Origin of the sequence: Pseudomonas crudilactis, assembly GCF_013433315.1 — a bacterium.
Lineage (GTDB): Bacteria > Pseudomonadota > Gammaproteobacteria > Pseudomonadales > Pseudomonadaceae > Aquipseudomonas > Aquipseudomonas crudilactis.
On sequence record NZ_WXVV01000008.1, the window covers coordinates 82,647 to 102,740 of the forward strand.

Below are 20,094 nucleotides of genomic sequence, written 5' to 3' on the forward strand. Positions count from 1 at the left end.
CTAGGGTGAGGGCGATTCCAGCGCCATGAGCCGCCCTTCAATAAACCGCCGCTCCGGCTCTTGTCGGGTCAACTCCAAGGCCCGCAAATACGCCGAACGCGCCGCCTCCACCCTGCCCAACTGCCGACAAAACTCCGCCCGCGCCGAATGCGCCAAGTGGTAATCCTGCAGCTCACCCCGGGCCAAAATCCCCTCAATCAAATTCAACCCCGCCAGCGCCCCATCGCGCTTGGCCACCGCCACCGCCCGGTTCAACTCGATCACCGGCGAAGGCACCGCCCGCAGCAGCACGTCATACAAACCAACGATCTGCTCCCAATCCGTCTCCGCCGCCGTTGGCGCCTCGGCATGCACCGCGGCAATCGCCGCTTGCAGGCAATAGGGCCCAAACCGCCGCGTGGTCAGCGCACGCTCAACCAGCGCACAGCCTTCAGCTATCAACGCGCTGTCCCACAATGAGCGATCCTGATCATCCAGCAGCACCAGTTCACCACTCGACGAAGTGCGCGCCAGACGCCGCGACTCGTGCAACAACATCATCGCCAGCAACCCCATCACCTCCGGTTCCGGCAGCAACTCCATCAACAACCGCCCCAACCTGATCGCCTCACGGGTCAGATCCTCACGCGTCAATTCAGCCCCGACCGACGCCGAATACCCTTCGTTGAACACTAGATAAATCACCCGTAACACGCTGTCGAGGCGCTCGGGCAATTCGCTCAGGCTCGGTACTTGATAAGGGATTTTCGCGTCACGGATCTTGGCTTTCGCCCGCACGATGCGCTGGGCTATCGCCGCTGGCGCCGAGAGAAAGGCGCGGGCGATTTCCTCGGTGGTGAGGTCGCAGACTTCACGCAAGGTCAGCGGCACTTGCGCATCCGCCGCCAGCGCCGGGTGACAACAGGTGAAGATCAGCCGCAGGCGATCGTCTTCCACGTCCTCGCCACTCCAGTCGGCCTGTTCCAGTTCTTCCAGTTGCGCCAGCAACAGGGGTTGCGAGGCCTTGAACCGCGCGCGGCGGCGCAATACATCAATCGCCTTGAAGCGCCCGGTCGAGACCAGCCAGGTGCGCGGATTGTCCGGCACGCCGTCGCGTTGCCAGCGTTCGACCGCGACGAAGAACGCCTCATGCAAGGCTTCTTCGGCGAGGTCGAAATCGCCGAGCAGGCGAATCAGCGTCGCCAGTATCCGCCGCGAGTCTTCGCGATAGACCTGCTCGACCCGCGCCCGGACTTCAGACATTCAACTGCCGCACCGGGCGCACTTCAACGCTACCGACCCGCGCCGCCGGAATGTTGCCGGCGACCTGAATCGCTTCGTTGAGATCCTTGGCGTCAATCAGGTAGAAACCGGCCAATTGCTCCTTGGTTTCAGCGAACGGGCCATCGGTGATCGACAGTTTGCCGTTGCGCATCCTGACGGTAGTGGCGGTCTGCACCGACTCCAGCGCCTCGGCGGCAACCATCCGGCCGCTGCCCTGAATCGACTCGGCATAAGCCCAGCACTCAGCGTCTTCCGGACTGTCGGGGGATGAATGCAGCAGGCGTTCATCGCTGTAGACCAGGCATAAATACTTCATGGCGTTCTCCTGAATCGGACGGTTCAACTATGGCTGAAGATCAGGGAGTCACATCGAAGAGGGTTGCGCCACTCATCGGATCGAACGGCGCCGACCAGTGTTCATGGGCGATTTTCCACGCCCCGCCGATCTGCCGATAGCAGGCGGTGACGCGCATCCAGCAGCTCTGGGTTTCACCCTTGTCGTTGGTGCCGCCGCAGTTGGCCACCCAGTGGGCGAAGGCGATGTTGTCGGCGTTTTCGATGACGATTTCGTGGAATTCGAAGACGTGCGGGCCGGGGCACATTTCCATGCACGCCACCCAGTGCGAGCGGTAGGCCGGTTTGCCCTTGAATTGCAGGGCCTTGATCGCGTCGAAAGAGACGATGTCGTCGGCGTACAACGCCATGACTTTCTCCACGTCCTTGGTCATGACGGCTTCGCGGTAGGTGTTGATCAGGGTCTGGATCTCGGTTTGTGCGCTCATGGTGTTCTCCGTGGTTTTTGTTGTGAAGACACCCTTAGTCGTTCGGCAAACAGGCAGATCGACAGTCGAAACAAAAAATTTCCACTGAGGCCAAAATCGCTAGAATCCGAGGCTTATCTTTGTAGGAAAAAGGAAATTCCCGTGTCAGCCCAACTCGTGCCGTACGACAGCCTCAACGCTTTACAGCGTGAGCAAGTCGAGGCAATTGAAATCCATGCCGAGCAGATCAAGTTCTCCGGTGATATCCATGGCGCGTTGCACACGCTGCTGTCGAAGCCCGGCCCCGGCGTAAAAGGCTTTGCGCTGCTGGCGGATGACGTGCCGGTAGCGTTTCTGCTGCTCAAGCGCCCGCCGGTCTTGCCGGCCTGGGCCGATGAACACAGCGCCACCTTGCATGCGTTGCAGGTCGATCGCCGCGCACAAGGCAAGGGTTACGGCAAGGCCTGTCTGCAAGCGCTACCCGAGGTTGCGCGTCTGGCGTGGCCGGAGATCAAGGGGCTGGAATTGTCGGTGGACGCGGATAACGACGCGGCCATCGCGCTGTACGCCAAACACGGTTACGTCGACAGCGGTGAAGCGTACAAGGGCCGGATCGGTTACGAGCGGCGTATGGGGCTGTTTTTCTAAGTCATCGAGGAATGCACGATGATCGACTCAATCGAAGCGCTGGAAGCGATTTACGGACTGCCCCACGAGCGGGCGGTGCGCAAGCAGATCGGTTTTCTCAACGAGGATTATCAGGCGATGGTGCGCCTGTCACCGCTGGTGATTGTCAGCTCGGTGGGGGCCGATGGCCTGGATAATTCGCCGCGTGGGGATACGCCGGGGTTTGTGCGGATCATTGATCAAAACACCCTGGCCCTGCCGGATCGCCCGGGTAACAACCGCATCGATACCTTGCGCAATGTGCTGCAGGATTCTCGGGTGTCGCTGCTGTTCATCATTCCGGGGATTGGCGAGACGTTGCGGGTCAATGGCACGGCAACGATCAGCGCAGATCCACAGCTGCTGGAAAGCTTTGCGGTGAATGGCAAACCGGCGAAAACGGTGTTGCTGGTGACGGTGGAAGCGGCGTTTTTTCATTGCTCGAAAGCGTTCGTCCGTTCGGATGCGTGGAATCCGGAAACGCACCTGCCGCGCTCGGCCCTGCCCTCTGCCGGCGCTTTCCACAAGCGCCTGAATGATGGCGAGTTCGACGCCGAAACCTACGACCGCGAAGCGCCTAAACGGGTCACCGATACTCTCTACTGACAGAACACGGTCCCCTGTAGGAGCTGCCGAAGGCTGCGATCTTTTGATGCTGATCTTTTAAGAAGCAACATCAAAAGATCGCAGCCTTCGGCAGCTCCTACAGGGGTAATCATCCATAAAGTCAGAGAGTCAGGATCATCTCGTGCCACGCCATGCCGCCGTGATCCGACTCCGACGGTTTGATGTAGGCAAAACCAAACCCGGCATACAGCGGAATATGCTGTTCCTTGCACATCAAATGAATCGTCGCTTTATCCATCGCACGCATACGCTCGATGAACTCGCCCATCAAACGCTTGGCCAGACCCTGCCCCTGATAATCCGGGTGCACCACCACCGACATGATCACCACGTTCGGCCCTTGCGGGTCGTGGCCGATCAGTTCCTTGAATGCCTCGTCCGACATCTGCACGTCAAACGCCGCACCGGAATTGACGAAGCCTGCGACGATGCCATCGACCTCAGCCACAACAAAGCCTTCCGGCCAGGTGGCGATGCGCGTGGCGATTTTTTCGCGGGTAGCCGCTTCGTCACCCTCATAGGCAACGGTTTCGATGGCGTAGCAGCGGTCCAGGTCGGCGGCGGTGACATTGCGGATGACGGTGTTCATGGCAGCTCGGAAATCAGCAGAAGAAAGTGCCGAAAGCATAAAGGAATAAGGCCTGCATATCGATGCGCACGGGCGGCGTAAAGCCTGCGTATAAGTGCTTTTCTTCGGGGGCGGGCCGGGCTATTTCTGCGGTGTATCTCTGATCACCCTTGGGGGAAACCGCTTATGAGCAGCGTTGAAATCGGCCTGTTGATGGTGTTGGGCATCAGTACGTTCGGCTTTATCACGTTAGGCATCGACCTGTTGCGGGCGCGACGGTTGGGCAAAGGCAAGCGGGGTTAAAAACCATGAGGCGGATTAATGATCCGCCTCAGGCTTGCCCCGCTCAGGCCTTGGTATCGACCGGTACACAGATTTCCAGTTTGCCGGTGTGCTTCTTCGGGTTGAAGTCGGCGCTGTAACGCTCAAGTTCCGGGGCGTTGAGTTCCACATAATGAGAGGTCGGCAACCAGGTCTTGTAGATGTATTGCAGGGTTTGCGGCAACTGTTCGAGCGGTCCTTTGTGCTCGAACACTGCGTACTGGCGAGGCAGCACTTCGATCCATTGGTAGACCTTCTGGTCGAGGTCATCAAGCTTGCTGATTTCCACCCCGGCGGTGTAATCAAAGCCACCCTTGTCGTCGAAATTACTGCAGACGCCGTAGGTCACTTCGTTTTTTTGTCCCTGGATCTTTCCCAGGTGCGGCAAGAACTTTTCCCACAGCGCCGGGATGTTTTTTGCTGTGTCTTGAGTAAATCGACCGCGAAAGCCTGCAATCAGCAGGAAGTGTCCATGTTCGAAGCGAGGTTCAGCCACTTCGACGCGTTTTTGCTCATCCATGACTCGACTCCTGGAACAAAAGAGGGGTTCGGCTGGGAGTATAGAAAGCCAAAGCCGATTCGCACGTTTACAGCGCGTGCAACTGCTCGACGGCGCCCGAACCAACGAATTCGTTATAGCCAGATACGATCACATACACCGCGAAATAGCAGAAGATCGCCGCAGATGCCATGTAGGAATAGCGCAACAGCTTGTCGCCCAACAGCTTGCCACCATGGCTTGCGGCAAAGCATAAACCCGCCGACCACAGCAGCCCGGCGCAAAGGAATCCGCCAAGGAACAGCGCCGAACTCACCGGCCCACCGCCACCGGAACGGGCGATCAACGTACCGCCAACAGCGGCGAACCAGAGAATCGCGCTCGGCGACGACATCGCGAGAAATATCCCCCGGAAGAACTCCTTGCGATGGGAGTTTTGCCCCACTTCCGCCGTGGCCGCCAACTGCGCCTCGTGGTGAATCGCCGAGTAAATCATCTTCGCCGCAAAGTAGATCAGCAGCGCCGCACCGCCGATCCACAACACCCAACGCACGCTTTCGTATTGCAGCAAAACGGTCATGCCGGCCAGCGCCAGCACCGCGTAAATCAGGTCGCCGACACAGGTGCCGAGGCCCAGTGCAAAGCCCTGAAAGTAACCGCGCTGCATCGCCAGCGTGATCATGGCGATGTTGGCCACGCCGATATCCAGGCACAGCGAAAGGCTCAGCAAGAAGCCGCTGGTGAATTCCATCTACCGATTTCCTTGGGACAAAATTGTTTACAAACGGGCTGGACAGTATGCCATCACTGACCTTATCTTCCGCCACAGGTCACCGCAGTGACCAGCGTCGCTCGGACGGTTCCGGGCGCTTACGTTATCCGAGGCAACAATGGCCGAACAAGGTTCGCCGCGCCGCTTTGCGCGCATAGATCGACTCCCCCCTTACGTTTTCAACATCACCGCCGAGCTGAAGATGGCCGCGCGTCGTCGTGGTGAAGACATCATCGACTTGAGCATGGGCAACCCCGACGGCGCCACGCCGCCGCACATTGTCGAAAAACTCGTACAAGTTGCCCAACGCGAAGACACCCACGGTTACTCCACATCCAAGGGCATTCCGCGTCTGCGCCGGGCGATTTCCAATTGGTACAAGGATCGCTACGCGGTCGATATCGACCCGGAAAGCGAAGCCATTGTCACCATCGGTTCCAAGGAAGGCCTGGCGCATTTGATGCTGGCGACCCTCGATCAGGGCGACACCGTGCTGGTGCCGAACCCGAGCTATCCGATTCACATCTACGGCGCGGTGATTGCCGGCGCCCAGGTCCGTTCGGTGCCGCTGGTGCCAGGCGTGGACTTCTTCGATGAACTGGAACGGGCCATTCGCGGTTCGATCCCGAAGCCGAAAATGATGATCCTCGGCTTCCCGTCGAACCCGACCGCGCAGTGCGTGGAGCTGGATTTCTTCGAGCGAGTGATCGCCCTCGCCAAGCAGTACGACGTGCTGGTGATTCACGACCTGGCGTACGCCGACATCGTCTACGACGGCTGGAAAGCCCCGTCGATCATGCAGGTGCCGGGGGCCAAGGACATCGCGGTGGAGTTCTTCACCCTGTCCAAGAGCTACAACATGGCCGGCTGGCGCATCGGTTTCATGGTCGGCAACCCGGAACTGGTCAACGCCTTGGCGCGGATCAAGAGCTACCACGACTATGGCACCTTCACTCCGCTGCAAGTCGCGGCGATTGCCGCGCTGGAAGGCGATCAGCAATGCGTGCGCGACATCGCCGAGCAGTATCGCCAGCGTCGCAATGTGCTGGTTAAAGGCCTGCATGAGCTGGGCTGGATGGTCGAGAATCCGAAGGCGTCGATGTATGTCTGGGCGAAGATTCCCGAGGCGTATGCGCATCTGGGCTCGCTGGAATTCGCCAAGAAACTGCTGGCCGAGGCCAAGGTGTGCGTCTCGCCGGGGGTGGGTTTTGGTGAGTATGGCGACGACCACGTGCGCTTTGCGCTGATCGAAAACCAGGACCGCATTCGTCAGGCTGTACGCGGGATTCGCGGCATGTTCCGGGCCGATGGCCTGACTCCAAAAACTTCCGCCTGACACCTATCCCCTGTGGGAGCGAGCTTGCTCGCGAAGGCGTCGTGTCAGCTACAACAATGCTGACTGACCCACCGCTTTCGCGAGCAAGCTCGCTCCCACATTGGTTGTGTGTTCAGCCGTGATATCTCCACCCACAAAAAAACCGCATCGCTGCGGTTTTTTTGTGCCTGCGTGAAGCCGCTTAAACGAACAGCGACAACAGCAGGATAAAGCCCAACGCAACCACCGAGAGGATGGTTTCCATCGCTGTCCAGGTCTTGAACGTCTCAGCCACGGTCATGTTGAAGTACTGCTTCACCAGCCAGAAACCGGCGTCATTCACGTGCGACAGAATCAACGAACCGGCGCCCGTAGCGAGTACCAGCAACTCACGGTTAACGCCCGGAATCATCCCCACCACCGGCACCACAATGCCCGCGCCAGTAATGGTTGCCACAGTCGCCGAACCGGTAGCGATACGAATCACCGCTGCCACCAGCCACGCCAGCAGGATCGGCGAGATCTGTGCGCTGACCGCCATGTGGCCGATCACGTCGCCCACACCGCTGGTGACCAGCATCTGCTTGAAGCCACCGCCGGCACCGATGATCAGGATGATCGCGGCGGTTGGCGCCAGACTTGCGTCGAGCCACTTGAGCATCTGTTGGGAACCGATGCCCTGCTTGTGCCCGAAGGTGTACAGCGACAGCAGTAACGCCAGCAGCAACGCCGAGATCGGGTGACCGATCATGTCCATCCAGGTGCGGAAGAAGTGACCGTCCGGCAACGCCACGTCAGCGAAGGTTTTCAGCAGCATCAGGAACACCGGCAACAGCACCGTGATCAGGGTGATGCTGAAGCTCGGCAGCGTGGCCGAGTCGTCATTTTCGCGGGCCAGTTGATCGACCAGTTCCTGATTCGGGTGACCCGGAATGTGCTTGGCGATAAACGTACCGAAGATCGGACCGGCAATGATCGCGGTCGGCAGCGCAACGATCAGACCGTAGAGAATGGTCTTGCCGATGTCAGCGCCGAACACGCCAATGGCCAACAGCGGGCCCGGGTGCGGCGGCACCAGACCGTGCACGGCGGACAGACCGGCGAGCAGCGGGATACCGATCTTGATGATCGACACGCCAGTGCGACGGGCAACGATGAACACCAGTGGAATCAGCAGGACGAAGCCGATTTCGAAGAACAGCGGAATGCCCACCAGGAACGCGGCGAACATCATTGCCCACTGGACTTTTTCTTTACCGAACGCACGGATCAGGGTCTGGGCGATCTGATCCGCCCCGCCCGATTCGGCCATCATTTTGCCGAGCATGGTGCCCAGCGCGAGGATGATGCCGACGAAACCGAGTACGCCACCGAAACCGTCCTGGAACGCCTTGATGATGGTGCCGACCGGCATACCGGAAGTCAGACCGAGGAACGCGGCGGCAATGGTCAGGGAAATAAACGGGTGCAGCTTGAACTTGGTGATCAGGACAATCAGTCCGATCACCGTGACCACTGCATCAAGCAGCAGAAACGCGTCGTGGGACATGCCAAACATGGGGGGTGTCTCCTGGATTGTTGTTGTTATTAAAGCGGGTTAAACAGAAGTCGGGAGGACCGCGCTAGCTCTTTCAACACACTCATACCGCCTGCTTCAGACCGTGGGCCTGCCACCAGACGTGAGCCTGGGACGCCAGTTCTTCAACACTGTGGATCGAGGCATTCAGGGCCAACGTCAACGGCTCGCCCTTGGGCGATTCGAGGGTGGCGAACTGGCTTTCGATCAACGTGGCCGGCATGAAGTGGCCCGGACGATGGGACACACGCTCAGCGGCGACTTCAGGGGTCAATTCAAGAAACACGAAGCCCAGGCCCGGCAAGGCACTGCGCAACACTTCGCGATAACTGTGTTTAAGGGCCGAGCAGGTCAGCACCGGGCGTTTGCCCGATGCATCGACGCGACGCAGTTCATCGCACAGGCTGTCGAGCCAGCCGGCACGGTCGTCGTCGTTCAGGGGGATCCCCGCGCTCATCTTTTCGATGTTCGCGGCCGGATGGAAAGTATCGCCTTCAATGGCAGTGGCGCCGCTCAATTGGCACAGGGCCTCGCTGACGCACGTCTTGCCGCAACCGGCAACGCCCATGATGACCAGGGCGGTGATGGGATGACTCATATAACACCTCAGCGCGCAGACAGCGCTACCTTTGCTAGCTATGACTCTAGTGCACAGGCAGAAGTTGCCGACGCCTTCTTGTCGTTTTTTTGGGTTGCAGCAGGTTTGTTCCCAACGCCAAAAAGCGAAGATCAGGCAGGACCTCGCTTACGCATTTACAGCTGCATCAGGACAGCGCTACCTTAGTGCCTTGATTTTTGTTTGGCAAGCCGTCGATGACCACCCCTAAAAACGATAAAAATACCCGCACCACCGGCCGTCCCACCCTGAACGAAGTTGCCCGCCTGGCCGGTGTCAGCCCGATTACCGCCTCGCGCGCCTTGCGTGGGGTCAGCACGGTCGCCACCGAACTGGTGGAAAAAGTGCAGAAAGCAGCCAGTGAACTCAACTACGTAGTGAACCCTGCCGCCCGTGCTTTGGCCTCGGCGCAGAGCCATTCGGTGGTGGTTCTGGTGCCTTCGTTATCCAACTTGCTGTTCATCGATACGCTGGAAGCCATTCATCGGGTGCTCACGCCCAAAGGCTTTGAAGTGCTGATCGGCAACTTCCACTATTCGCGCGATGAAGAAGAAAACCTGCTGCGCAACTACATGGCCTATCAGCCACGTGGTTTCTTGCTGACCGGGTTTGACCGCACGGAAAGTTCGCGGCGGATGATCGAGGCGAGCAACATTCCCTGCGTGTACATGATGGAGCTGGACAGTGCCGCTGGCGTGAATTGCGTGGGGTTTTCGCAACTGAGTGCCGGTGAAACGGCGGCTGAGCATTTGCTTTCGCGTGGGCGCAAACGTCTGGCTTACATTGGTGCGCAACTCGATCAGCGCACCTTGTTGCGTGGCGAAGGTTTCCGCAAAGCGTTGCAGAAGGCCGGTCGTTACGACCCGGATCTGGAAGTGCTGACGCCTCGCTCTTCATCGGTGGGCTTGGGTGGGGAATTGTTTATGCAGTTGCTCGCGGCGCATCCGGATGTCGATGCGATCTTCTTTGGTAACGACGACCTGGCGCAGGGAGCGTTGCTGGAAGCGCTGCGCCACGGCATCAAGATTCCCGAGCAAGTGGCGATTCTCGGTTTCAACGACTTGCCGATGTCCGAGCACATGGTGCCGCGCCTGAGCAGCATCAACACCCCGCGTGAAGCGATTGGCCGGCGAGCGGCAGAGCAGATGCTGACGTTGATGGCGGGTAACAGCGTTGCCCGTCCAGTTGAAGATATGGGTTTCGAACTGAAGATCCGCGAAAGTACCTGAAACTGTCGCGATCCCCTGTAGGAGCTGCCGAAGGCTGCGATCTTTTGATTTTGCTCTTAAAAACAAGATCAAAAGATCGCAGCCTTCGGCAGCTCCTACAGTTTTATGTGGTGCTCACAAATGCTGAGTTGAAACACAACCCTTGTAGGAGTGAGCCTGCTCGCGATAGCGGTGTGTCATTCAACACATGCATCGCCTGACACAACGCTATCGCGAGCAGGCTCACTCCTACAGGGGATCTGCGGCGGGTTCAGTGGCTGAGCAGGTCGACCAAGGCCAGTGCGCCTTTTTGTAAGGGTTGGCTCTTGAGCCACACCGCATGCACCGGCATCACCAGTCCGTTTTCGATATTGCGGAAATTCAGCCGTTTCAGCCGTCCGCTGTCCAGCCGCGCCTGCACCACCGAGAGCGGAAAATTACCCCAGCCCAACCCCGCCTCAACCATCTCCATCGCTGTCTCGAGGCTGTCGGTGCGCCAGTACGACTCTGCCACCAACGGCCGCGTTTCACTGATCGGCAAGTCGCGACTGGCAACGATGATCTGCCGCACATGCACCAGGTCTTCAAGAAACACATCCTGCCCCTGCAACAGCGGACTGTCCGCCGCCAGCGTAGCGATCATCCGTTCGCTGCCGACAAACTGAAAACGCTCCAGCACGTTCATGCTCAACCCGGCGAACGCCAGGCACATGCTGACCCGACCGCTGTGCAACATCGCCAGCACGTCATCCTGCGGCGCGGTCAGCACTTCGATGTCGAGCAGCGGATGCCGCTCGGCGATCACCTTGATCGCAGCCAGCAAACGCCGGCGGTCGATGTCCGCGACCACGCCGATCGATAACTTGCTTTCCAGCCCCAGCGACAACTGCACCGCGTGCACTTGCAATTGTTTGAGCTGCTCGGCAATCAGCCGCGCATGGGGTACCAGCGACAGAGCCATTGCCGTGGGTTGCGGTTCGCGATGGCTGCGGTCGAACAGCAGATAACCCAGTTCGGCTTCAAGGTTGCCAATGCTCATGCTGACGGCGGAAGGCACCCGACCTAACGCACGCGCCGCCGCCGAAAACGAGCCGCGCTCAATCACCGCAAGAAACAGCTCGATGCTGTCGCTGTTGAAATTCACTTTCCACACCTATCAACAAAACTGAAAACTACTTACTTTTTCTGTCAGCCCTATTGAAGCTATCTTTCGCCGCCTTCGCCAGTCCCGCTGGCCAACAAATGGCAAGAAAGAGGCAAACCCCATGCAAGGCGTCAAACGCAAACTGGTCTACGTGTCGCTCTACGAAGTGATCGGCATGACCTTCTCCGCCCTCGGTCTGGCGCTGTTGTCCGGCACCTCCCCGGGCAGCACCGGGCCATTGGCGGTGATCATCACCACGATCGCCGTGACCTGGAATTTCATTTACACCTCGATGTTCGAACACTGGGAGAGTCGGCAGGTATCGCGAACCCGCACAGTGAAACGGCGCATCGCTCACGCGGTCGGTTTTCAACTGACGTTGATCGTGTTCCTGATTCCGTTGATCGCCTGGTGGATGAACATCAGCCTGGTGCAGGCGTTTCTGCTGGATCTGGCGCTGATCATTTTCATTCCGTGCTACACGTTCGCCTTCAACTGGCTGTTCGACCGGATCTTCGGGCTGCCAGCCTCCGCGCTGCCCGATTCGGCGGCTGCGGCATAAATCGTTAATTCGTAAGCGGATATTGCGAGAAATCAGCGGTTTACCCGGATAAACCGCCGATATTCACAATCCGTTAACTCCGATAGCAGGCTAAGCTTTTCCATCAATAAAAAATGGATCAGCCCATGACTGCTCACGCCCCCGCCGCCGCGCAAAGCGACGGCATCGACCCGATCCGCGCCGCTCAGGTGTCCGCCCGCATCGATCGCCTTCCGGCGGTCGCAACGATCTGGCGGCTAGTGGCGCTACTGTCGATCGGTGGTTTTTTCGAACTGTACGACCTGTTCCAGACCGCCTACATCAGCCCCGGTCTGATCCGCGACGGCATCTTTGCCACCGGCAATCAGGGTGTGTTCGGTTTCTCCGATCAAGCGGCGTTTGCCTCGGCGACGTTCCTTGGCCTGTTCCTCGGCGCCAGCCTGCTCAGCCCGTTGGCCGATCGCTTTGGCCGCCGCGCGATCTTCACCTTCGCCTTGGTCTGGTACACGGTGGCGACGGTGTTGATGGGGATTCAGAGTTCGGCGCTGGGCATCATCTGCATGCGCTTTCTGGTCGGCATCGGTTTGGGTATCGAACTGGTGACCATCGACGCCTACCTCTCGGAACTGGTGCCCAAGCGCATGCGCAGTTCGGCGTTTGCCTTCGCGTTTTTCGTGCAGTTTCTGTCGGTGCCGGCGGTGGCATTGATGTCGTGGTGGTTGGTGCCGCAAGCGCCGTTCGGCATCAGCGGCTGGCGCTGGGTGGTGTTGGCCAGCGCGGTGTTTGCGCTGTTTATCTGGTGGCTGCGCAAGCGTCTGCCGGAATCGCCGCGCTGGCTCGCGCAGCATGGCCGCTTTGATGAAGCCAACCGGATTCTCGACCACATCGAAGCACGCTGCGAGAAGGATCACGGTAAACCGTTGGATACGCCGGAAACGGTACCGGTCGACGTCGAAGGCAAGGGCCGCTTCGCCGATATCTGGCAGCCACCGTATCGCCGACGCGCATTGATGCTGATCGTCTTCCACATTTTCCAGGCGATCGGTTTCTTCGGCTTCGGCAACTGGTTGCCAGCGCTGCTTTCCGGCCAGGGCGTCAGCGTTACCCACAGTTTGATGTATGCGTTCATCATCACCCTCGCCTACCCGCTCGGGCCGTTGCTGTTCGTAAAGTTCGCCAACCGTTTCGAGAACAAGTGGCAGATCGTCGGCTCGGCCCTCGGCGCGATGACCTTCGGTACTTTGTTCGCCTTGCAGACCAGCGCCTTTGGGCTGATCTTCTGCGGGGTGATGATCACCTTCTGCAACGCCTGGTTGAGCTTCAGTTATCACTCGTACCAGAGCGAACTGTTCCCGACCAACATCCGCGCCCGCGCTGTGGGTTTCTGTTATTCGTTCAGTCGCTTGTCGACGGTGTTCAGCAGTCTGTTGATCGGTCTGTTTCTCGACAACTTCGGCACACCGGGAGTGTTGGCATTTATCGTCAGCAGCATGCTGATCGTGATGTTGACCATCGGCTGGTTCGGCCCGCATACACGCAATCTGGCGCTGGAGAACATTGCCCATCGCTGAGGGTGGCAACGGTCATCCCCTGCCGCTTATCGGCAAGGGATGACCGCCACCAACACCTGACTGACGAACAACTTGTTGAAATAAAAGGATTCATTCAGAAGGCACGGTAATTGCTCCGCTACGCCAGTCAGCAATTACCTACAGGTCCACACATCATGTTGATCAGTGCCAAACAACAGCAAATCATTCATCTGCCAAAAGCGCTGAATGACGATGCGACGTCCACCGCTGCGGCCGGTCTGCAAGGTGGCCTGCACGGCGCCATGCTGCAAACCCTGCAAAACCAGACCCAGGCGCAAACCGCCGAAGCCACCGCCAAGGTGCAGGACTCGGCCACGCAGATCGCGACCCAGCAAGTCAGCGAAGCCTCGCGCATCAGCGACAACGTCGACGAAGCGTTTGCCAAGACCCGCGTGGGCCTGCAGTCGACCGACGTCACGTCCACCAAGACCACAGGCACCTCGGCTACCGAAGAATTCAAGGACTACATGAGCAAGACGCCGGAACAGCGTCTGCGCGACAGTATCCTGCAGTCCATGGGGCTGACCGAAGACGACATCAAAGCCATGCCGCCGGAGAAACAACTGGCCATCGGCAAAGAGATCGCCGAGCGCTTGCAGGACAAGATGAAGTTGGCGCAGGCGGAGAAAGACAACGACGTGAAGGACAGCGACAAGCAGGCGGACAAGTTTCTCGCTGCGCTGTGATCTCCAGGTCGCCTGAAATCAAATGTGGGAGCGAGCTTGCTCGCGAAGGCGGTGTATCAGTGAAATTTCCACCGACTGACACATCGCTTTCGCGAGCAAGCTCGCTCCCACATTGATTGTATCCAGCTGAAGAAATCAGTTCAGTTGCAGGGTTTCGTTGAACTGACTGATCGCATCCACCACATGCCTTGAGCCCTGCTGAATCTCCAGAATCACCTCCCCCGCCTCATTCGCCAGCTCCACTCCCAGTCCGGTGCGGCTCAGGCTTGATTGCATACTCGATACCGCACTCAGCGACAGGTCATGGTTCTTGCGCACCACATCGACAATTTCCAGGGTCGCCTGACTTGTCCTTGCCGCGAGGCTGCGCACTTCATCCGCAACAACCGCAAAACCGCGCCCATGTTCACCGGCTCGCGCCGCTTCAATCGCAGCATTAAGCGCCAGCAAATTGGTCTGATCGGCAATCCCGCGAATGGTCTGCACGATGGTGCCGATGATGTCCGACTGTTTGCTCACCGCGTCAATACTCGCCGCCGCTTCATTGAGGTCGCGGGAAATGTCCTGAATGATCTGCACCGTTTGCTGCACGACCTGTGAGCCTTTTTGCGCGCAGGCGTCGTTTTGTACCGAGGTGCTGTGGGCCGATTCGGCGGCGTTCTGCAACGTGGTCATCTGATGGGTGATGTCGCTGGCGAATTTCACCACCTTGTACAGGCGGCCCTTGGCGTCGAACAGTGGGTTGTACGACGCTTCCAGATAGACCATGTGCCCCGACTTGTTCTTGCGCTCGAAACGATGCGAGTGATATTCGCCGCGATTGAGTGAGGCCCAGAATGCCTTGTATTGCGAGGATTCCGCTTCGCTGCGATGGCAGAACATGCTGTGGTGATGCCCGACGATTTCGTTGAGCGAGTACTGCATGGTCTTCAGAAAGTTGTCGTTGGCGGCGATGACATTGCCTTCCGGGGTGAACTCGATCACCGCCATCGAGCGGCTGATCGCGGCCAGCATGCTTTCTTCTTCATGTTCCTTGTTGATCCGCGCGGTAATGTCCGCCGCCACTTTGATCACGCTTTGAACTTGCTTGTCCGGGCCATACACCGGCATGTAACTGGCTTCGAGCCAGACTTCCCTGCCGGCCTTGTTCAAGCGCAGAAAAGTGCCGCTGATCGGCTCACCGCGAGCCAGATCACGCCACAACTTGGCGTACTCCTCGCTGCGATAGAAAGCCTCTTCACAAAACACCCGGTGATGTTTGCCGCGCACTTCATCGGCGCTGTAGCCCATGGTCTTGCAGAAATTTTCATTGGCATCCAGGACGATGCCCTCAGGGGTGAACTCGATCATTGCCATTGAACGGCTGATCGCTTCCAGCTTAGCGTTGGCCTCGGTCAAGGCGCAGCTGAATCGCTCGATCTGCTGCAGGTCAGCCTTGTGATGTAGGTTGAACATGGTTGTATCACCTTCCGCGCGGACTTTTGATTTGATGAAAGTTCAGTTCTTTCACGATCCACCACTACGTTCCACAGAACAGGCACACGCATTCCTCCACGGGAGGAAGTTGTCAGGTGATAAATGATGATCAATCGGAGAGTCCATGCAGCGACGCTCTAATCAAGACATCCTTCTCTTGATAGCCCGCACGCGGGCCAGCCCTAACGCGTTGAAGAACTTCCATGTAAGCGACGCTCCTTGTTGGTTCAGTGTCGGTGCCTTGGGTTGCGCACTCTGGCAGCATGAATTCACGGACCAACCCTGCGTTTCAGCCACGTTTTGACATGACGGTCGACATAGTTAGTTACGAGAAGCATAGCCAGCGGCAAGCCTTGCGCAAGGCCACTAGTCGGCCAGTATCTGGCACTTTTTGCACAAGAAACGGTTCAGCGCGGGGAGAATTGTTGCCGGAGCGGGCGCTTTCGCGAGCAGGCTCGCTCCCACAGGAGAAACGCATTGCAATGTGGGAGCGAGCCTGCTCGCGAAGGCGCCATGAGAAGCACTACAAAAACAACAGAAATGACTTACAGACTTCCGCTCACCTTGGTCGCCACCTCAGCTGGCACCCAAGGCTTCCAGACCTGCGGCTGATCACGCAAAAACGCCTGCGCCACCACTCTCGGCTGCAAACGTTTTTCACTCATCCCCGCCAAAGTCTGGTTCAGCAGATCAATCGGCAAATCGACCTTTTCAAAGAATGTCACCAGCTCCGGATACTGCGTCTTGAACGGCGCTGACACGCCAATCGCCAGGCTCGCCGGCATCGACCGGGTGCCTTTTGGATTCGGGTTGTTGGCATCGGCCAAAGTCTTCCAGGCCTCGGCATCGAACGGCGGTTCTTCCAGTTTCACCAGTTTGAATCGCCCCAGCAGCGGCGTCGGTGACCAGTAGTAGAACAGCACCGGTTTACCGCGTTTGATCGACGATGCCACCTCGGCATCCAGTGCAGCGCCGGAACCGGTGCGGAAATTCACGAAGCTGTCGTTCAGCGCATAGGCCTTGAGCTTCTGGCTGTTGACGATCTCCGAAGTCCAACCGGTCGGGCTGTTGAGGAAACGCCCGCGAGACGGATCTTCCGGGTCGCGGAACACGTCTTTGTAGCGCGGCAGATCGGCCACCGATTTCAACTCTGGTGCCAAGGCTTTGATGCCGCGCTCGGGGTCGCCCTTGATCACATATTCCGGCACCCACCAGCCTTCGGTGGCCCCTTTGACCGTGTCGCCCAAACCGAACACCTTGCCCTCGGCGGCCGCCTTGACCCACGCCGGACTGCGCCCGGCCCATTCCTCGCCGATCACCTGAATATCGTTTTTCGCCAGCGCCGCTTCCAGGCTGACCGTGCTGCCGGGCAACGTGTCGGTCGGGTTGCCGTAGCCTTTTTCAACGATCAGGCGCAGCACTTCGGTGATGAAACTGCCGCTTTCCCAAGTGATGTCGCCGAAGTGGATCGGCGCGGTTTTTTCCGTCGCCGAAACAGCGCCGACACTCAGGCTCAACGCCAGCAGCGACGTGCCGAGCAGGGTTTTGATCGATCTCATGCGGACCTCTTGTCTTGCAGGGATTGGTTGGCGCTGTGGCGATCGCACAGCGCTTGGGAACGGTTCATGTACTCGCTGACCGAACGCTGGGAGATGCCCAGTTCGACAGCGATTTGCGGGTAGGTCAGGCCGTCGATGCGGGCGAGCAGAAACGTCGTGCGGACCTTGTCGGGCAAGCGTTGCAAGCTGTGATCGAGGCGGTTGAGGGTTTGCGATAGGGTGACGAGATCTTCAGGCGAAACGGCGTAATCGACATCGAGTTGCTGGCGATGACGACGCTCCAGATCACCGCGCCGCCAGCGTTGATAGAGCAGGCGCTGGGCGATGGTCGTCAGCAAGGCGCGGGGTTCGCGGATGGCCCTCAGCGACGGGGCTTCAAGCAATTGCGCGAAGGTTTCGGCGGCGATGTCTTCGCTGCCGGCCGCGTCGTGCAGATGACCGCGCAGGTAAGCACAGAGCCAGCGATAGTGAGCGCGAAACAGATCGTCCACGGTGTTGCGATGGGAAAGCTCGGCGCCGGACATAGGGGCTCCTGGTTAAGGCTCGCTGAATGTCCGGTGTTCCGGTGGCGCGATCGTAACAAGGCGCCTTATTCGTTAAAAATACTTAAAACGAATTTTTATATTCCATTTACAAATAAAAGATCAAAAGATCGCAGCCTTCGGCAGCTCCTACACCGATCCCCTGTAGGAGCTGCCGAAGGCTGCGATCTTTTAGCGCAAGCGGCCATAGCCAAGTTCTTCAGCCTCACGCTGATAGTCGAGCAGGATTTGATAATCGCGCTCACTGGCCGCAAACACCTCAGGCAATCCCAAGGTCTGTGCGACATCAGGGAGTTCGCGCAAGGTTTCATTCATTACCTGTCGGAGCTGCTCGATCAGCTCATCCGTGGCGCTGGCGACGGTAATGAACGGCAAGGTCGGGCTCAGGGCACTGCGCGCGACCACCCGCAAGGCACGGACGTCTTCCGGCGCATGTTGCGCCAGATAGGCGTAGGTGACGCTGTCGATGGCGGCCAGATCGGCGCGGTTTTCGCGCAGCCAGCGCAGGCTCTCGCGATGGCCGCCGCTGATGCCGACCGAGGCAAAGAATTGTCCGTCCTGATTCAGTGGCGCCAAGCGCTGGCGCAACAGGTTCATTCCGCTATTGGAGTCTTCGCTGTTGATCACCCCGCGACTGTTGTGAAAGTCCGCCAGGGTTTTGCGTGGGTCGTCAACTCGGCTGAGGATCAGGCTGCAATGGTTGCCGGCGCTGGCGTCGGGGAGTTCGTAACGGGGGCGGCCGACGATGCGCACGTGTCCGCGCAATGCAGTCATCAGCGGGTAGCCGCAGGTTTGCGTGAGCAGCAGATCGGGGGATAACCAGAGTTCGGGTAGAGAAAGCTTTTGCGCATCAAGCCTCGACCGCCCCAAGCGTTCGAGAATGCGTGCAATCCAGCGCTCATTCGCCGCGCGGATTGGCTCGGGGGCGATGTACATCAGGAGGTCGGTGTGGTGTTGGGTCATACACATTTTTCCCGAGTTACAAATAGCCAATGTGGGAGCGAGCTTGCTCGCGAAAGCGGTGAGTCATTCAAAACATTTTGGACTGATAAGCCGCATTCGCGAGCAAGCTCGCTCCCACAGGGGGCGGTAGTGTTCTCGGGTTAGTGGTAAGGATGCACGGGACTGTCGATCGGCTTGAAGCCATTGCGCCGCCAGAACTCGCCATACCCCTGAACGAGAAACCCGCCACTGCGCGCGATCCATTGCTCGCGATGCATCCGGTAAACCTTCGGCAAGTCGTACCACGCCAGCTTGGGCAAATCGTGATGCACCAGATGAAAATTGAGATTCAGGAACAACCAGCGCCAAGGCCAACCGGCCTCATTGAGCACTGTGCGCTGTTCCGGTTGCGCATGTGGGCGATGTTCATAATAGGAGCGGATCATCGCGATCGACAGCGCCGGCACACTGATCAGCAGCAGGTAATGCCAGACGGGCAGCGCGCTGAAACGGGCGATGAACCACAGCATCAATAACGTGAACAGCCCGTGGGTCAGCCACATCGACCAGGCCGGGCGCTCACCATTCTTCAGCCGCAGCCACTCTTCTTGGGCCAGTGCCATCAGCGCCAGCGGTGCGCCGAGCACGAAACGCCCGAGCACGGTTTTGTTCAGCCAGTGCAGGCTCCGTTCGAACAGAGAACTGCCCTGCCAGCCAGCGCGGCTCAGGTAACGGCTTTCCGGATCGAGCCCGGGTACGGTCAGATCCTCATCGCGGTGATGCAGCAAATGGCTGTCGCGATACAGCGTGTACGGATACCACACGGCAAAGGGCGCGTAGCCAAGTATCTTGTTGAGGCGCACCCAGCGCGTCGGATGCCCGTGCAGCAACTCGTGCTGCACCGACAGCCACAACACCACCAGCGGAATCAGCAACAGCGTGCTCAAGGCACGGCCCAGCCAGTGACTGTTGAGCACAATGGCAAACCAGCCTGCATAGACGCCGATCAGCAACAGCCAGGTCGGCCATTCGGTGCGGGCAGTAAAGCGTTGGCGCAGGGTTTCTATCTGCTGACGATGGGCGGCGTCGAAGTAATGAGGCATGGCGTTGCTCAAACGGGAGTCTTGCCCTTCTGTGCAACGACGATGCTGGATCTTGCAGATTATTTTCAGGTCAAGGCAGGAGCCCGAGAACCGGGCTCCGGAAAGGCGTGATCAATGACCGAAGATGTCGACTTTCTTGGCTTTCTTCTCTGCGCGTTTTTCAATCGCAGTCTTGGCCGGTTTCTTCTTCGCGGCTTTCTTTGAATCCATACCTTTGGACATGATGCGTACTCCACTCACAGGGGATGTGAGGTCAGGTATACACCTATCCAGAGCCGTGCGTTCTTTTATAATCGCCGCTTTGCCCACCGACAGTC

Annotated in this window: 21 protein-coding genes and 1 pseudogene; 7 read left to right on the forward strand and 15 right to left on the reverse strand. The window is 58.6% G+C overall.

Features of this window, described 5'->3' with window-relative positions; genetic code table 11:
• Genes GTU76_RS10845 through GTU76_RS10855 form a run of 3 tightly spaced genes read right to left on the reverse strand, consistent with a single transcriptional unit; the run spans nucleotide 1 to nucleotide 2,045 of the window.
• Nucleotides 1–1,242 (reverse strand): RNA polymerase sigma factor, encoded by a 1,242-nt coding sequence (locus GTU76_RS10845; RefSeq protein WP_180698607.1) that lies wholly within the window; start codon nucleotides 1,240–1,242, stop codon nucleotides 1–3.
• Nucleotides 1,235–1,579 (reverse strand): YciI family protein, encoded by a 345-nt coding sequence (locus tag GTU76_RS10850; protein ID WP_008081988.1) that lies wholly within the window; start codon nucleotides 1,577–1,579, stop codon nucleotides 1,235–1,237. Before GTU76_RS10850 ends, GTU76_RS10845 begins: the two co-directional genes overlap by 8 nt.
• 40 nt (nucleotides 1,580–1,619) lie before the next feature.
• Nucleotides 1,620–2,045 (reverse strand): YybH family protein, encoded by a 426-nt coding sequence (locus GTU76_RS10855; protein WP_180698608.1) that lies wholly within the window; start codon nucleotides 2,043–2,045, stop codon nucleotides 1,620–1,622.
• Nucleotides 2,046–2,186: 141 nt separating this feature from the next.
• On the opposite strand from GTU76_RS10855, the gene GTU76_RS10860 reads away from it, so the two are divergent.
• Both GTU76_RS10860 and GTU76_RS10865 read left to right on the forward strand, forming a co-directional pair.
• The gene (locus GTU76_RS10860) at nucleotides 2,187–2,672 is read left to right on the forward strand and encodes a GNAT family N-acetyltransferase (protein ID WP_180698609.1); all 486 of its coding nucleotides are present in this window, start codon (nucleotides 2,187–2,189) and stop codon (nucleotides 2,670–2,672) included.
• Nucleotides 2,673–2,690: 18 nt separating this feature from the next.
• The gene (locus GTU76_RS10865) at nucleotides 2,691–3,296 is read left to right on the forward strand and encodes a pyridoxamine 5'-phosphate oxidase family protein (RefSeq protein ID WP_175553414.1); all 606 of its coding nucleotides are present in this window, start codon (nucleotides 2,691–2,693) and stop codon (nucleotides 3,294–3,296) included.
• 121 nt (nucleotides 3,297–3,417) lie between these two features.
• Here the strand turns inward: GTU76_RS10865 and GTU76_RS10870 are convergent, their stop codons facing one another.
• The 3 genes from GTU76_RS10870 to GTU76_RS10880 all read right to left on the reverse strand — a co-directional run bounded on the left by GTU76_RS10870 (nucleotide 3,418) and on the right by GTU76_RS10880 (nucleotide 5,456).
• Nucleotides 3,418–3,906 (reverse strand): GNAT family N-acetyltransferase, encoded by a 489-nt coding sequence (locus GTU76_RS10870; protein WP_180698610.1) that lies wholly within the window; start codon nucleotides 3,904–3,906, stop codon nucleotides 3,418–3,420.
• 325 nt (nucleotides 3,907–4,231) lie between these two features.
• Nucleotides 4,232–4,726: a GyrI-like domain-containing protein gene (locus tag GTU76_RS10875; RefSeq protein ID WP_016984181.1), complete on the reverse strand. Its 495-nt coding sequence runs from the start codon at nucleotides 4,724–4,726 to the stop codon at nucleotides 4,232–4,234.
• 67 nt (nucleotides 4,727–4,793) lie between these two features.
• On the reverse strand, nucleotides 4,794–5,456 hold the full coding sequence (locus GTU76_RS10880) for a LysE family translocator (protein ID WP_175553412.1): 663 nt from the start codon (nucleotides 5,454–5,456) through the stop codon (nucleotides 4,794–4,796).
• Between the two features lie 139 nt (nucleotides 5,457–5,595).
• Between GTU76_RS10880 and alaC the strand changes: the two genes are divergently transcribed.
• Nucleotides 5,596–6,813, forward strand: a complete 1,218-nt coding sequence (alaC, locus tag GTU76_RS10885; RefSeq protein WP_180698611.1) for an alanine transaminase — start codon at nucleotides 5,596–5,598, stop codon at nucleotides 6,811–6,813.
• Nucleotides 6,814–6,994: 181 nt separating this feature from the next.
• Here alaC and GTU76_RS10890 read toward each other — a convergent pair whose 3' ends face one another.
• Nucleotides 6,995–8,350, reverse strand: a complete 1,356-nt coding sequence (locus GTU76_RS10890; protein WP_180698612.1) for a GntP family permease — start codon at nucleotides 8,348–8,350, stop codon at nucleotides 6,995–6,997.
• Nucleotides 8,351–8,432: 82 nt separating this feature from the next.
• Nucleotides 8,433–8,966 (reverse strand): gluconokinase, encoded by a 534-nt coding sequence (locus GTU76_RS10895; RefSeq protein WP_007917804.1) that lies wholly within the window; start codon nucleotides 8,964–8,966, stop codon nucleotides 8,433–8,435.
• 215 nt (nucleotides 8,967–9,181) lie between these two features.
• Between GTU76_RS10895 and gntR the strand changes: the two genes are divergently transcribed.
• On the forward strand, nucleotides 9,182–10,213 hold the full coding sequence (gntR, locus tag GTU76_RS10900; protein WP_016983674.1) for an HTH-type transcriptional regulator GntR: 1,032 nt from the start codon (nucleotides 9,182–9,184) through the stop codon (nucleotides 10,211–10,213).
• A gap of 250 nt (nucleotides 10,214–10,463) precedes the next feature.
• On the opposite strand, the gene GTU76_RS10905 is transcribed toward gntR, so the two are convergent.
• Nucleotides 10,464–11,336, reverse strand: coding sequence for a LysR substrate-binding domain-containing protein (locus GTU76_RS10905; protein ID WP_180698613.1), 873 nt, complete (start codon nucleotides 11,334–11,336; stop codon nucleotides 10,464–10,466).
• A gap of 121 nt (nucleotides 11,337–11,457) precedes the next feature.
• On the opposite strand from GTU76_RS10905, the gene GTU76_RS10910 reads away from it, so the two are divergent.
• The 3 genes from GTU76_RS10910 to GTU76_RS10920 all read left to right on the forward strand — a co-directional run bounded on the left by GTU76_RS10910 (nucleotide 11,458) and on the right by GTU76_RS10920 (nucleotide 14,155).
• Nucleotides 11,458–11,898: a PACE efflux transporter gene (locus GTU76_RS10910; RefSeq protein WP_016983676.1), complete on the forward strand. Its 441-nt coding sequence runs from the start codon at nucleotides 11,458–11,460 to the stop codon at nucleotides 11,896–11,898.
• Between the two features lie 125 nt (nucleotides 11,899–12,023).
• Nucleotides 12,024–13,448, forward strand: a complete 1,425-nt coding sequence (locus GTU76_RS10915; protein WP_180698614.1) for an MFS transporter — start codon at nucleotides 12,024–12,026, stop codon at nucleotides 13,446–13,448.
• Nucleotides 13,449–13,603: 155 nt separating this feature from the next.
• A complete protein-coding gene (locus GTU76_RS10920; protein WP_180698615.1) occupies nucleotides 13,604–14,155 on the forward strand; it encodes a hypothetical protein in 552 nt (183 codons plus the stop codon).
• Between the two features lie 135 nt (nucleotides 14,156–14,290).
• On the opposite strand, the gene GTU76_RS30545 is transcribed toward GTU76_RS10920, so the two are convergent.
• The 6 genes and pseudogenes from GTU76_RS30545 to GTU76_RS10945 all read right to left on the reverse strand — a co-directional run bounded on the left by GTU76_RS30545 (nucleotide 14,291) and on the right by GTU76_RS10945 (nucleotide 19,777).
• Nucleotides 14,291–14,830: a methyl-accepting chemotaxis protein gene (locus GTU76_RS30545; RefSeq protein ID WP_224789345.1), complete on the reverse strand. Its 540-nt coding sequence runs from the start codon at nucleotides 14,828–14,830 to the stop codon at nucleotides 14,291–14,293.
• Between the two features lie 3 nt (nucleotides 14,831–14,833).
• Nucleotides 14,834–15,610: pseudogene (locus GTU76_RS30550) on the reverse strand (PAS domain-containing protein); the annotation flags it as partial.
• 566 nt (nucleotides 15,611–16,176) lie between these two features.
• Entirely contained in the window at nucleotides 16,177–17,190 is a 1,014-nt protein-coding gene (locus tag GTU76_RS10930) for an ABC transporter substrate-binding protein (protein WP_180698616.1), read from the reverse strand.
• Entirely contained in the window at nucleotides 17,187–17,714 is a 528-nt protein-coding gene (locus GTU76_RS10935; protein WP_180698617.1) for a sigma-70 family RNA polymerase sigma factor, read from the reverse strand. Before GTU76_RS10935 ends, GTU76_RS10930 begins: the two co-directional genes overlap by 4 nt.
• Before the next feature lie 189 nt (nucleotides 17,715–17,903).
• Nucleotides 17,904–18,695: a phosphate/phosphite/phosphonate ABC transporter substrate-binding protein gene (locus GTU76_RS10940; RefSeq protein ID WP_180698618.1), complete on the reverse strand. Its 792-nt coding sequence runs from the start codon at nucleotides 18,693–18,695 to the stop codon at nucleotides 17,904–17,906.
• 140 nt (nucleotides 18,696–18,835) lie between these two features.
• Nucleotides 18,836–19,777, reverse strand: a complete 942-nt coding sequence (locus tag GTU76_RS10945; RefSeq protein WP_180698619.1) for a fatty acid desaturase — start codon at nucleotides 19,775–19,777, stop codon at nucleotides 18,836–18,838.
• Nucleotides 19,778–20,094 lie beyond the last annotated feature (317 nt).